Origin of the sequence: Aureivirga marina (assembly GCF_015767265.1) — a bacterium.
Classification (GTDB): Bacteria; Bacteroidota; Bacteroidia; order Flavobacteriales; family Flavobacteriaceae; genus Aureivirga; species Aureivirga marina.
In genome coordinates this window covers 61,790-75,773 of sequence record NZ_JADPIB010000003.1, presented here as the reverse complement: position 1 = coordinate 75,773, position 13,984 = coordinate 61,790, and the positions used below count along the sequence as shown (strand labels likewise).

Annotated in this window: 11 protein-coding genes; 8 read left to right on the top strand and 3 right to left on the bottom strand. The window is 25.6% G+C overall.

The window, feature by feature from the left end; translation table 11 throughout:
• Positions 1–34: 34 nt before the first annotated feature.
• On the top strand, positions 35–394 hold the full coding sequence (locus I1A51_RS07110) for a SpoIIAA family protein (RefSeq protein WP_196892490.1): 360 nt from the start codon (positions 35–37) through the stop codon (positions 392–394).
• 34 nt (positions 395–428) lie between these two features.
• Here I1A51_RS07110 and I1A51_RS07105 read toward each other — a convergent pair whose 3' ends face one another.
• Positions 429–2,489 carry an ATP-binding protein gene (locus I1A51_RS07105; protein WP_196892489.1) on the bottom strand — a complete coding sequence of 687 codons (2,061 nt, stop codon included), beginning with the start codon at positions 2,487–2,489 and terminating at the stop codon, positions 429–431.
• A 147-nt stretch (positions 2,490–2,636) separates the two neighbouring features.
• The gene (locus I1A51_RS07100) at positions 2,637–4,700 is read right to left on the bottom strand and encodes an ATP-binding protein (RefSeq protein WP_196892488.1); all 2,064 of its coding nucleotides are present in this window, start codon (positions 4,698–4,700) and stop codon (positions 2,637–2,639) included.
• 205 nt (positions 4,701–4,905) lie between these two features.
• On the opposite strand from I1A51_RS07100, the gene I1A51_RS07095 reads away from it, so the two are divergent.
• The 3 genes from I1A51_RS07095 (at position 4,906) to I1A51_RS07085 (ending at position 10,153) form a co-directional block, all read left to right on the top strand.
• Positions 4,906–6,639, top strand: a complete 1,734-nt coding sequence (locus I1A51_RS07095) for a M23 family metallopeptidase (RefSeq protein WP_196892487.1) — start codon at positions 4,906–4,908, stop codon at positions 6,637–6,639.
• 30 nt (positions 6,640–6,669) lie between these two features.
• Entirely contained in the window at positions 6,670–9,129 is a 2,460-nt protein-coding gene (locus I1A51_RS07090; RefSeq protein ID WP_196892486.1) for a TonB-dependent receptor, read from the top strand.
• A gap of 436 nt (positions 9,130–9,565) precedes the next feature.
• On the top strand, positions 9,566–10,153 hold the full coding sequence (locus I1A51_RS07085) for a sigma-70 family RNA polymerase sigma factor (protein ID WP_196892485.1): 588 nt from the start codon (positions 9,566–9,568) through the stop codon (positions 10,151–10,153).
• 350 nt (positions 10,154–10,503) lie between these two features.
• Here the strand turns inward: I1A51_RS07085 and I1A51_RS07080 are convergent, their stop codons facing one another.
• Positions 10,504–11,139: an endonuclease III domain-containing protein gene (locus I1A51_RS07080; RefSeq protein ID WP_196892484.1), complete on the bottom strand. Its 636-nt coding sequence runs from the start codon at positions 11,137–11,139 to the stop codon at positions 10,504–10,506.
• Between the two features lie 35 nt (positions 11,140–11,174).
• Here I1A51_RS07080 and bcp point away from each other — a divergent pair, with 35 nt between their 5' ends.
• The 4 genes from bcp to I1A51_RS07060 all read left to right on the top strand — a co-directional run bounded on the left by bcp (position 11,175) and on the right by I1A51_RS07060 (position 13,892).
• The gene (gene bcp, locus I1A51_RS07075; RefSeq protein WP_196892482.1) at positions 11,175–11,624 is read left to right on the top strand and encodes a thioredoxin-dependent thiol peroxidase; all 450 of its coding nucleotides are present in this window, start codon (positions 11,175–11,177) and stop codon (positions 11,622–11,624) included.
• A 52-nt stretch (positions 11,625–11,676) separates the two neighbouring features.
• Positions 11,677–12,270, top strand: coding sequence for a hypothetical protein (locus I1A51_RS07070; RefSeq protein WP_196892480.1), 594 nt, complete (start codon positions 11,677–11,679; stop codon positions 12,268–12,270).
• Positions 12,271–12,447: 177 nt separating this feature from the next.
• Positions 12,448–12,912, top strand: coding sequence for a peroxiredoxin (locus I1A51_RS07065; protein ID WP_196892478.1), 465 nt, complete (start codon positions 12,448–12,450; stop codon positions 12,910–12,912).
• 35 nt (positions 12,913–12,947) lie between these two features.
• The gene (locus I1A51_RS07060) at positions 12,948–13,892 is read left to right on the top strand and encodes a type I phosphomannose isomerase catalytic subunit (protein WP_317192840.1); all 945 of its coding nucleotides are present in this window, start codon (positions 12,948–12,950) and stop codon (positions 13,890–13,892) included.
• Positions 13,893–13,984 lie beyond the last annotated feature (92 nt).

Below are 13,984 nucleotides of genomic sequence, written 5' to 3'. Positions count from 1 at the left end.
GTATCTTTAATAGAAGTAAATTAAATTTTGAATTATGAAAATAGAAATCAATGAAACGCATAAAAATCTTATAAGTATTGAAATTTCAGAGGAAATAATCACGAAAGCACAAGTCCAAAAAGTAGAAGAAACTATTAATAATTTAAAAGATGAATTTTCTGATGTTCGTTTAATCATTTTAATTGGAGAACATTCAAAAATTTCATTTAAAGCAGTACTTGAAACTTTAAAAATTGTTCGTGATGATCATAAAGTGATTCATAAAATTGCAATTGTAGGAAATAGTTTATTTATCAAAGAAGGAACAGCTTTGGATAACATCAGTTTACCTTGGACAGAAAAATATTTCAATATTGAAGATTTAGAAAAAGCTTGGGAATGGATTACACATTAAAATAAATAATCAGGATTATTTATTTAATCCTGGTTTATATTTTTATGAAAGGCAAATAAATTTCTGTGTATTTTCCTTCATTAATAAAAGATGTAATCAAAATCTTCCCTCCCATTTTTTTCAATAATTTTTTAATCCATTTAAACTTCAAATTATGTTTATTAAAAACAGTTCCATTATCTTTAATTGTAATTTTTAAAACGGAAGTTTGTTCACTAAAATTTATTTTAATTTTTGTTGGATTTGTCTCTTCTACTAGGATTTCAATTAATTTTTTAAACAAAATAAAAAATTCAGCTTTAAATTCCATACTAAATTCTTCCCAGTAAACATCAGAATAAATTCTAATTTTTTTCTTTTTAAAATATTTAGTTAAAAACTGGATAATCAACTCTCTAAACATTTCTTTATTTGAATAAACTTCTGTTTGATTCCTTAGTTGATGTGTCAAATCTCTAGTTTGTAATTCGATTTCTTCTAATTCATTTATCAGTTTTTGATAAAAGAAAAAATCTCTTTCATTTAGATTTACTTTTGTATAATTCATCAACAAACGAAGTCCCATAAATCGACTTAAAACTCCATCATGTAATTCACTAGAAATTCGAAATCTCTCTTGATTTTTCTCTTCCAACATATCTTGATATTGTTTTACAGATAATTGAAAAATATCCAATTTCATTTGTTGTTTATCATTTTCTAAAACTAATTTATTTCTTCGAATCATTTGAATATAAATGAAATAAAGGAAAACTAATAAAACTAAAACAATCGAAAAAACTAAATAACCTACATTCTGATTTTTAAGCTTTTTATTTGTGCTTTCAATGGAATTAGTTTTGTCTTTTAGTTCTTCAGATTCAAATTTAATCATAGAAAATTTTCCATTTTGCATTAAATCATTTTTACGCTTTTCTTTTCTATAATTGATAAAATCTTTTAGATATAAATCTTCATCTAAAACATCTATTTTTGTCAACAAATCAATTCCTTTTGAATACAATTCTAGATGGTCTATTTTTTTAGCATGAAAAATTGCTTTTTTAATATTTTCTTCAGCTTTATCACAATGTTTTAAAAGAAGATGATATTCACCTAAATGTAATAAAACATGAATTTTATCCTCTAAAATGTGATCCCATTTCCACGTTTTATAAACATAATCTATTATTTTTTTAGATAAAATAAAGCTTTCAAAAATTTCATTACTTGTATCTCCAAGCATCATTTTTGTATAACTCAAATTATCTAAATAATAAGCATATTTTATACTTTCCCAGAATTCATAATTATTAGATTTTATTCTTTTTTCACAGCTTTCAATAAAATTTACATCGAAATATTTTAATCCTCTTTCAAAACTTTTCAGTGCATTTTCAAATTCTCTTTTTTCTAAATAATACCTTCCTTCAGTTATAATACTTACCACTTTTATATCTCTATCCAAGCTTCTTCTAGAAAGATTTTTTAGTTTTTGTAGATAATAATATGCTTTCTCAAATTCACCTAATTGAATATAAATTTCAACCAAAAGATAATAAATAGGTGATTTATTATTGATTTTCTTTAATAATTCAACACAAATCTCTTCAGCGCCAATAAAATCTCCGTATTTAATTTTTATGTCAGCAATTTTAAGTTTTGTATCATAATATTCTTTAAAACCAGAAAATCGAAAATAATAACTCGCTTTTTCAAAATAATATAGAATACTATCTTTTTTTTCGAATTTTTCGTAAGCATTTGCTTTCAAAAAGGAAATAATTCCCATTCCAAAAGTATCTTTTTTTTCAAAACTTAAATCTTCGATTCTTCTAATATTCTTATAAAAAATACTTGGTGTATTTAATATATAACTATAAGATAAAATTGCATTTTTATTTTCATAAAGTAAATCATCATTTATATTGACAAGCGTATCAATTTTTTTCAACAATTCTTTTCCGTCATTTTCGGAATAATCTTGCTTTTTCAACGATTTTCTTAATTCCTGAATACTGTCTAAAACATTAAAAAAAAGATTTTCTTCCGTTTGTGCATTTAAAGGAATTTGTGAGGTAAAAAGGATAAGAAAAAAAAGTAATTTTCTATACAAGATTTTGAATTTAAACTCAAATTGTTAAGAAAACAAATATATAAGATTTTTTTGATGTTAATTTTACTGATTTTAATAAATTATTTCTCTTTATATTATTTTTTTATTCTTATTTATAAATAATTAAAGTTTAAATATTTACAAATATCAATCTTTATTGTGAAATATAATTTTGACTATTTTTCCTTTCTTAAATTCAGTATGCATCATCATTTCTCCATCCATAAGCTGTAGTTTTTTTTGAATTTTTTTAATCTCAGAATTATATTTACTAAAAAAAGAACCATTGTCTTTTATTTCAATTACAATTCGACCAATTTTTTTCTGTAAACTGATGGAAATCTTTGTAGGTTTTGTAATTTTAATATTTAATTCTAAAAAATTATTTAGAATATAAAACAATTTCATTTTATCTTTAATTTCGAAATTTTCCCAAGGAACATTAGAAGTTATTTCATATTTTAAATTTGGTTTTAATTCTTTTAATTTCTCTTCTAATATAATTTCAAAAATTTCTCGAATTTCTAATACTTCCGTGCATTCATTTAACTCATGAGAAATTTCTCTAGCTTTATTTTCAATTTTTTGAAGGGAATTTATTATTCCTTCATAAATTAATTTTTGTTGTTTATCAAGATTAATTTTTGAGTAATTCATCAATAAACGCAAACCTAAAAATCTTGTCAAAACACCATCATGTAATTCACTGGAAATTCGAAATTTCTCTCGAAGTTTTTCTCTTATTAAATTTTCATGTAATTTCTCTGAAAGCTGAAAAACAGCAATTTGCATTTCCTGTTTTTCGTTTTCTAATTGCAATTTTTTATTTCTATTTTTTTGGATATAAATTAAATACAATACAAAAAAAAGTAAGAAAAAAGCAAGAGAAATAGAATATGTTTGGTTTTGTTTTTTTAATTTATTTCTAAGTATTTCTAAAGAAACCGATTCTAATTTTAATTGATCTGCTTCAAAGCGAATCATGGAAAATTTTCCTTTCTTTTTATATTGTTCTTTTTGATATTTTTTATTGAATTCAATATATTCATTTAACATATCGATTTTTAAATCAGAGTCAATTCGAATTATTTTTTTAACACCTTCTTTATAATGTTCGATATGATTGATTTTTTTTGCAAGTGCAATAGACTTTTTCAAATAAAATTCAGATTTTTTAAAATCGTTCAAATGATAATAATACTCCCCTATACTATTTAAAATCATAATTTTATCTTCTAAAATATAAACCCATCCATATTGTTCATAGAAATATTCCGTAACTTCTAGAGCATCAATAAAATCTTGCAAAAACTCCTCATGAATTTCGCCTTTTAACAAATATGCATTATTCAGTTTAGTTAAAAAATAAGCAAAATTCATTTGTTCAAATTCATCTTCTTTTTCAAAGTTTATGTTTTGAAACTTTTTTTTAAAATCAGTATCATATTCTGAAATTACTTCTTTAAAAATTTCAATTGCTTTATCATAATCTTTCTTTTTTAAAAAATATTCACCTTTTGTAATCAAAAAAGATTTTTTAATAATGGAAACATCATCAGAGGTATTTTTTAGATAATCATCCATTTTCAACATAATACTTTCAAATTTATCAAACCATTCCAGTTTTTGATAAATCGTTAATAAACTTAGATATGCGTAATCAGGATGATACTCTGCTTCTAAAAGTTCTATACAAAGTTTTTCAGCACTTATGTAATCTCCAACTCTGATTCTGAAAGTAATTGTAGTTAAAATAATTTTATAGTAATTTTCATCGTTTTTTATCAATTTATATAAATATTTTGCTTTATCATGATAATAAATAATACTATCATAAACACCATATACATTACAAGCTGAAGATCTGCTACGGGAATAATAAGCTAATAAAGAAGTGTCTTTTCTAAAAATTGCACTTTTTTCTAGTTCTCCTATATATTTATAAAAAAATTCTTTGGATTGTGCTTTAAAACTGTAAGAAATAAATTTCTTCCGATATTTTTGATAAAGCTTCTCATCAGAAATTATAATAGTTTCAAAGTTTTTAAGGAATTGTTTTTTATCTGTTGGAGTATATTTTTGATTATACATCAAACGATCTATTTTCTTCAAACTATCAATAACGTTGAAATCAAAAGTTTGTTCCATTTGAGCATTCAATGGAAGAAAATAAAATGTGATAAAAAAAATAAAAAGTAATTTTCTAATCAACGTTTTGGGATTTTCATTTGAAGTACATATACGCAAACAAATATATAAGAAAAAAAAGGTGTTTTTTTAGATTAATAAAAATATTTTAAAATAATTACTGTTAATAATTAAAAAACATTTTGAAAAACAAGCAATTAAACTTTCAAATAAAAACTTGAAAATTTTCCTAAATATTAATTAGAAAATTCGATTCAATTTCTTTATTTTGAAATTTATTATTTTAGCGAAAAACTTGAATACATTGAAGAAAAATATCATTTTCATTTTACATATTTTATTTATCACTTTTGGATTTAGTCAACATAAATATCCACAAAATTATTTTAAAAATCCTTTAGAAATTCCTATACTGCTTTCTGGAACTTTTGGGGAAATGCGAAGCAATCATTTCCATGCTGGTTTAGATATTAAAACACAACAAAGAGAAGGTTTAAAAGTGTTAGCTGCTGCAAAAGGAAGAATTTCTAGAATTAAAATTTCTCTTTGGGGTTATGGAAAAGTACTTTATATCGATCATCCAAATGGTTATACAACTGTTTATGCACATTTAAAAAAGTTTAGTCCAAAAATTGAACAATACATTCGTAAAAAGCAATATGAAGAAGAAAGTTTTGAAATTGAAGTGTATCCAGAAGAAGATGATTTAATTGTAGAACAAGGTGAAATGATTGCTTATTCTGGAAAAACAGGAGGATTTATTCCTGCACATTTACATTTTGAAATTCGTGATACAAAAACAGAAAATCCAATCAATCCACTTTTATTCGGATATGATATAAAAGATACGATTCATCCTACGATTAAAGAAACATATGCATATCCTGTTTCAGAGAATTCACACATTAATGAAGGATTTGAAAAGAAAAAATTAAGTTTAAAAAAGGTTGGAACTGGAAAATATAAAACACAAACAATTACTGCAATTGATTCGATTGGAGTTGGACTTAACGTCATTGATTTACTGAATAATTCTTTAAATAAAAATGGGATTTACAGTTTAGAAATGCGTATAAATGGAGAAAAAAAATACTATCATGAAGTAGAATTTTTCTCTTTTTCAAGAACAAAAAAAATCAATTTACATGTAGATTATCATCATTATAAAGAGAATAAAGAATTCATCCAAAAATGTTTTGTTAATTCTAACAATGATTTAAAAATTTATAAATTCTTAGAGGATGCAGGAAAAATTTATATTGAAGATGGTTTAGACTATAAAATTGAATTAATTGCAAAAGATTACAAAGGAAATACTTCTACTGTAACAATTCCAATAAAGGGGAAGAAAACAATAAATTCTCGAAAAGAAGAAAATTATGAAGATTTACATTATGTAGACACAAGTTGTAATACAACAATTCAACATGGAAATGCAACTGTAATTTTTCCTAAAAATACATTTTATAAAAGTGAAAGAATTGCATTAAAAGAAGAAAATAATACTGTGAATGTGCATCGAGATATTATTCCTTTACAAAAAAAATATACATTAGCTTTTGATATTCGAAATATGACTCCAACAGAGAAAAAAGGACTTTATATCGCAAAAGTTACCTATGGAAAATATCGTTCATATCAGAAGTCTATTCAAAATGATACAGCAATTTTCTCTAAAGTAAAGAATTTAGGGCAATTTAAATTATTGAAAGATACTATTCCACCTAAAGTTTCGTTGAAAAACTTTAGAGATGGTCAATGGATTACGAAATATAGATATTTAAAGTTAAAAATTTTAGATACTGGTAGCGGAATCAAATCTTATTATCCGACAATTGATGGTGAATGGATTATGATGGAAAGAGATTTGAGAACTGGAGTTTTAACTTTTGATTTATCAGAAAAGAAATTTACAACAGCAAAACACGAATTAAAAATTGAAGTAATTGACAATGCAGGAAATAAAAGTATTTTAAGAGCTTCATTTTATAGAAAGAAATAACACGAACAACCAAAAATTAAACGAACAAAATTGAAAACAAATTACTATTTATCTGTTCTTTTTTTATTATTTACAACCGTCATTTTTGGACAAAATGCGATTATAAAAGGAACAGTAAAAGATGAATATGGAACACCTATAGAAAATGTTTCTGTTGTTTTTGAAGGTGATGGAGCAAAAACAGATAGTCAAGGGAATTATGAATTTGAAACAGATGTAATTGGTCGAGGAACAATCATTTTTAGTCATCTTTCTTATGTAGGTTATGAAAAAAGAATTTCTACTTCTAAAAATAAAACAGTTCGAATTTCTCCAAGATTAAAAATTCAAACGGAAAATATTGATGAAGTAAAAATTAAAAACAATCGTAAAGCTGTAAAAGGACTTACTACTGTAAATGTCGAAAAAGTAAAAACAACACCAAGTGCAAATGCAGGAGTTGAAGCAGTTTTAACCTCTTATGCTGGAGTAAACAGTAGCAATGAACTTAGTACGCAATATAATGTTCGAGGAGGAAACTTTGATGAAAATTTGGTTTATGTAAATGGTTTTGAAGTTTTTCGTCCGTTTTTAATTCGTTCAGGACAACAAGAAGGATTAAGTTTTATCAATATTGATATGGTAAAAAACGTTGATTTTTCTGCTGGTGGATTTCAAGCTAAATATGGTGATAAACTATCTTCTGTTTTAGATATTACTTATAGAAAACCAAGAGAATTTGGCTTAACATTAAATGCAAATTTACTAGGTGGAGCTTTAACAGCTGAAGGAACAGCATTAAATAAAAAGCTAACATATATTACAGGATTCCGTTATCGAGATAATAGTCTTTTAGTTAATAGTAAAGATATTGAAACAAACTTTAAACCACGATTTTTAGATGTTCAATCTTTTCTCTCTTATGAAATTACAGAAAAATTTACTGTGGAGTTTTTAGGAAATATTTCTTCAAATCAATATGATTATATTCCAAAAACTCGTAGAACAAGATTTGGAACTGTGAATAATCCTTTAGAATTAATTGTAAGATATAGAGGTCGAGAAGAAGATGATTATTTAACTACTTTTGGAGCTTTAAAAGGATTTTATAAGGTAAATGATAATTTAGCTTTAGAATTGACAACTTCAGTTTATAATACACAAGAGCAAGAATATTATGATATTGAAGCACAATATGATTTAGGAGAAGTTGATGGTGATTTTGGTTCTGACTCTTTTGGAGAAACACTTTATGCACAACAAATTGGTTCACAACTTTCTCATGCAAGAAATGACTTAGATGCTTTAATTAATAATGTAAAATTAAGAGCTATTTATAAAAAAGATGGAAATGAATTTGAAGTTGGAGCAAAATATCAAATTGAAGATATTCGTGATCGAATTGTAGAATGGGAAATGATTGATTCTGTTGGGTTTTCTGTTCGTCCTCCACATCATATTCCTAATAATCAACCTTACGAACCTTATACTGGAGAAATTATTCCTTTTCAGAATGTAAGAGCAAGAAATAATACAAAAATTAATCGTCTTTCAGCATATGTGCAATATGGAAGAAAAGGTTATATCAATGATCATGAAATCTATTTCAACATTGGTGCAAGGATGCAAAATTGGACAGTAAATGATGAGAAATCTGCTAAAGTTTCGCAAACAGTTTTTAGTCCAAGAGCACAAGTTGCAATAAAACCAGATTGGGAAAACACAGATATGTTGTTTCGTTTTGCTACAGGATTGTATTACCAACCTCCTTTTTATAGAGAATTAAGAGATGCAAATGGAAATGTAAATCCTAATGTAAAAGCGCAAAATGCCTTACATTTTATTTTAGGAAATGAATATAGTTTTAAAATGTGGGGAGGAAGACCTTTTAAATTAATTACAGAAGCTTATTATAAAAGTTTAAATGATGTAAACATTTACACAGTAGATAATGTACGAATTCGCTATGCTGCAAATAATAACGCTAAAGCTTATGCTGCTGGATTAGATTTAAGATTAAATGGAGAATTTGTTCCAGGAACAGAAAGTTGGATTAGTATCGGATTTTTACAAACAGAAGAAAATTATGAAAATAGAGGATATATTCCTCGTCCAACAGATCAACGATTTAAATTAGGATTCTTATTACAAGATTATGTTCCTTCTATTCCAAACTTACGTATGTACTTAAATATGGTTTATAATTCTGGAGTTCCAGGAGGTTCTCCTTCTTATGCAGATCCATATTTATATCAAACAAGATTAAATGCTTATAGAAGAGCAGACATCGGATTATTATATGTTTTCACAGATGCAAACAAAAGATATGAATCTGGTTGGTTAAAGAATTTCAAAGAATTAACAATTGGAATAGAATTATTCAATATGTTCGATATTAAAAATTCCATAACGAATACTTGGGTTAGGGATGCTTACTCAAAAACATCCTATGCAATTCCAAACTATATGACAGGAAGAGTGTTAAATGTACGTTTAGGAATGAAAATATAAACTCACCCCTCCTTTTTGGAGGGTTTTTTATTTATATACGTTTTTTAACAAATCTGAGAATCTGTGATTTTTAGCATATAAATAACAACTCTTTAACATATTTTAATAAAAATAACGATGAATTAATCACAGTAAATTCGTAATTTTAATATGAATTTGAAAATAGACTACTAAAAGGCTAAATAATATGCAATAAAATTAAATTTTTATTATTTTTTTCTCAATAAAACATAGTTAAATAATTTTTTTTAATAAAAATTGCGATAAAAATTTGTTTTTAAGAAAAATTTAATTCATATTTGAAAAATATTAACCAAACGAACTTGCTTATAGCCAAAAATTACTTTTTAGATTATTTATAACATATTGATTTTTGAAAAAACATTCCTCGAATAATGGAGAGATGTTGTTTGTATAATTAAAAGTAATATTTGGTATGCACAAATTAAAGTTACAAGACAGCGTATTAGTTAGTAGATACATTAAAGGAGACGAAAGAGCTTTAGAAATTCTTATCAATCGTCACAAGCAAAAAATTTATAGCTTCATCATGTCTAAAGTCTTAGACAGAGAAATTGCAGAAGATATTTTCCAAGACACATTTATAAAAGTTATAAACACTTTAAAGAGAGGAGTTTACAATGAAGAAGGTAAATTCTTACCTTGGGTAATGCGAATTGCACACAACTTAGTAATTGATCATTTCAGAAAATCTAACAGAATGCAAATGTTTAATAATAAAACAGATGATTTTGATATTTTTTCAATCATTAGTGATGATGTATTAAATGTAGAAAAGAAAATGATCAAATCTCAAATTGAAGAAGATGTTAGAAGTTTAATTGATAAACTTCCAGAAGATCAAAAAGAAGTATTAAAAATGCGTATGTATCGTGATATGAGTTTCAAAGAAATCTCAGAATCAACAGGAGTTAGCATTAATACTGCTTTAGGAAGAATGCGTTACGCTTTAATCAATTTGAGAAAGCTAATTGACAAACATGAAATCGTTTTAATTAACTAAACTTTTAAGTATTTTCATAATTTTCTCTTAAAGCCTTCCAATTTTCTATTAAAGAATAGTAAAATCAGGAATTTTAACTAACAGCAAACAATAAAAAATACGTATATTCGTTTTTAGAGTATAAAAAAGCTTTCAATGCTTAATTAAACTATATGAAATGAATATTTACGTTAAAAAATCTTCAAAAGGCAGAGAGAAGGAACCGAAGAAAGAGACGATTCAATTCTTGTTGAATTACTCAAAATCTTTAAAAGTTGTTAAAGATAAGAACAACAGATGCATAGAGATGAATTTAAATTAAATTATACATAAAAAGCTTATATCATTGTGATATAAGCTTTTTTTTGTAATTATTTTAAAACTGATTTTCTACCTATTGTTTTTGTAATGATATCTTTATCAATATCCCAACCGCGCGCAGGCGAATATTCTCTTCCATAAAAAATGATTTGCAAATGCAGTTTATTCCAAAGTTCTTTTGGAAAAAGTCTTTTTGCGTCCTTTTCTGTTGTTTCAACATTTTTTCCAGTTGTTAAATTCCAACGATACATTAATCTATGAATATGTGTATCTACTGGAAAAGCTGCAACTCCAAATCCTTGACTCATCACAACACTTGCCGTCTTATGCCCTACTGCTGGCAATTTTTCCAAAGCTTCAAAAGACATTGGAACTTCTCCATTATGTTCTTCAATCAAAATCTTAGATAATCCATAAATTCCTTTTGATTTCATCGGTGAAAGTCCGACAGGTTTAATAATTTCTCGAATTTCATCCACAGATAATTTTACCATATCATACGGATTATCTGCTTTTTCAAACAATAAAGGTGTAATTTGATTTACACGTTCATCTTTACTTTGTGCAGACATTAAAACCGCAATCAACAGAGTATAAGGATCTTTATGATCCAAAGGAATTGGTGTTTCTGGATATAATTTTTCTAAGGTATCAATAACGAATTGAACTCGTTCTTTTTTATTCATTTTTATGTATTTTTACGAAAGTAAATTTAAACATTATGATAACATTACAAAAAGGAGATAAAGCACCTGATTTTAAGGTGAAAAATGAAAACGGAGAATTTGTTTCTTTAAGTGATTTTAGAGGAAAAAAATTAGTTTTATTCTTTTATCCAAAAGCTAGTACACCAGGATGTACAGCAGAAGCTTGTAATTTGAGAGATAATTATGAAGAATTTAAACAAAAAGGGTATGAAGTTTTAGGAGTTAGTGCTGATTCTGAAAAAAGACAAACTAATTTTAAAACAAAAAATGAATTACCTTATCAATTGTTAGCCGATGAAGACAAAAAAGTTATCAACGCTTATGGAGTTTGGGGACCGAAAAAATTCATGGGAAAAGAATATGAGGGAATTCATAGAACCACTTTTATCATTGATGAAAATGGAATCATTGAAGATATTATTACAAAAGTAAAAACGAAAGAGCATACAGCTCAAATTTTATAATAACATAGATGAAACTACATTTGTGGTTTCATCTTTTTAAAAATTTATTGCATTGAAAAATACGCTTACGCACACAAAATACCTTTACGAATTTAAAGCCGCCATTCTTATTTCAATAATTATTATTTCCACAATTTCTATTTTAATAAACCTCTTCTTAGGATTTGTTTTAGTAGTTGCTTCTATTTATGGAATTCTTTATTTTGAAGATAATTTAGGTTATAAAGAAAATTCTTTTGAGATAAATGATGATTATTTTAGTTTGCATACTAAAAAGTATTATTTCAAAGATTTAGAATATTTTAAAATTAATTTTAGCAATAAAAATCATTTAATTTTAAAATCAAAAGAAGAAAAACTAAACCTACTAATTTCTAAAAAATGTGAAGATTTAAAAGCTTCTACAGAATTATTCAAAAAAATCGAAAAGCATTGTTTGGATAAAAATGTGGAACAAAAAGAATTTTTCTATAATTTTAAAGAATTCAAAATTTTCAATATTATTGTTTTAATAACAGCTCTTGGAAGTATTTTATACAGTTTTATATTTAATGTGAATGAACCTTATATAATTTTTCCAATCTTATTTTTAGTTGTTTTTAATTATTTCGCAAATCCTTCGATTAATCTTGGAGTTGATTTATAACAATTTACAAGATTAAATTTTCATTATCTCATTAGAATATTTATTAAAGTATTTGGAATTTCTTTGTAACTTAGATGCTATGAATGCATATAAAAGCGTAGTATTTCTTTGTATTAACTAAAGAAAACACGATATTTGCCAATTCAGTCTATTTGCAAAAATTAAACGATTCGTATTTTGGAAAATAAAATAATAAAAGGCAGTAAAATCCCAAATTTTAGTTTAGAAAATCAACACGGTGAATCTATTTCTATTCCAGAATTTATACAAGGAAAATCTGCTATTATTTATTTTTATCCAAAAGATGATACTCCAGGTTGTACAAAAGAAGCTTGCTCATTTCGTGATGCTTACACTTCTTTTTCGGATGCTGGAGTTAAGGTAATAGGAATTAGCGCTGACAGTGTTTCTTCACATCAAAAATTTGCAGAAAAATATGATTTACCTTTTACTTTATTAGCAGACACAAAAAATAAAGTAAGGAATCTATTCAAAGTTCCGACTACGTTGTTAGGTTTGATTCCTGGAAGGGTAACTTATGTTGTAAATTCTGATGGAATTGTTGAAGAAATTTTTAATAGTCAATTTGGAATTCAGAAACATATTGACACGGCGCTAAAAATATTAAAGAAAGAGAATTAATGAATATAATGTATCCGATAAAATTTACTCCAATTTTGAAATCTAAAATTTGGGGAGGGAGTAAATTAATAGATATTTTAGGAAAATCTTCAGATCGAAGAGATATTGGTGAAAGTTGGGAAATTTCAGATGTTGAAAATGATATATCTATAATTTCAAATGGTGAATTAAAAGGTAAAACATTAAGAGAAGTAATCTCATTATATAAAGATACACTTGTAGGAGACAAAGTATTTGAAATTTTCGGTGAAAAATTCCCATTATTAATAAAATTTATTGACGCAAAAACTACTTTAAGTATACAATTACATCCTGATGATAAATTGGCAAGAGAAAGACATAATTCTTTTGGAAAAACAGAAATGTGGTATGTTATGCAAGCGGATAAAGATGCTAATTTAATTGTTGGTTTTAAAGATAATGTTACAAAAGAAAGTTATTTAAAACATCTTGAAGAAAAAAATCTTCTTGAAATTTTAAATGTAGATAAAGTTTCTCATGGAGATATTTATTATATTCCTACTGGAAGAATTCATGCGATTGGTGCTGGTGTAATGTTAGCAGAAATTCAACAAACAAGTGATATAACATATCGTGTGTATGATTGGGATAGAAAAGATTCTTCTGGAAATTATCGAGAATTACATACAAACTTAGCAATTGATGCTATTAATTTTAAATCACAAGACAGTTATAAAACTCCTTATCAAAAAGTTGAAAATAATTCTACACAAGTAATATCTTGTCCTTATTTTACCACAAATATTTTACCTTTAAATGGTTCTGTTACAATAAATCATGAAGAGAAAAATTCATTTGTAATTTATATGTGTGTACAAGGAGAAGCTACTTTTCATTATTCTGGAAAAACAACAAAAATTAAATGTGGAGAAACTTGTTTAATTCCAGCTTGTCTCAAAAAATTTGAAATAAGTTCCGAAATGGAATCAGAACTCTTAGAAGTTTATATCGATTTATAAAAATATTTGAAAGAAGGATTTACTCCTTCTTTTTTCTTTTCTACCTATTTTTTTTACCCTCAATAACCGAAAACAGTTAGAATCTACATTCA

Excerpts from the sequence above, each read along its gene's own strand:
- bcp (WP_196892482.1), top strand. The coding sequence starts at position 11,175 with ATGATAACATTACAAAAAGGAGATAAAGCACCTGATTTTAAGGTGAAA.
- I1A51_RS07085 (WP_196892485.1), top strand. The coding sequence starts at position 9,566 with ATGCACAAATTAAAGTTACAAGACAGCGTATTAGTTAGTAGATACATT.
- I1A51_RS07080 (WP_196892484.1), bottom strand. The coding sequence starts at position 11,139 with ATGAATAAAAAAGAACGAGTTCAATTCGTTATTGATACCTTAGAAAAA.
- I1A51_RS07110 (WP_196892490.1), top strand. The coding sequence starts at position 35 with ATGAAAATAGAAATCAATGAAACGCATAAAAATCTTATAAGTATTGAA.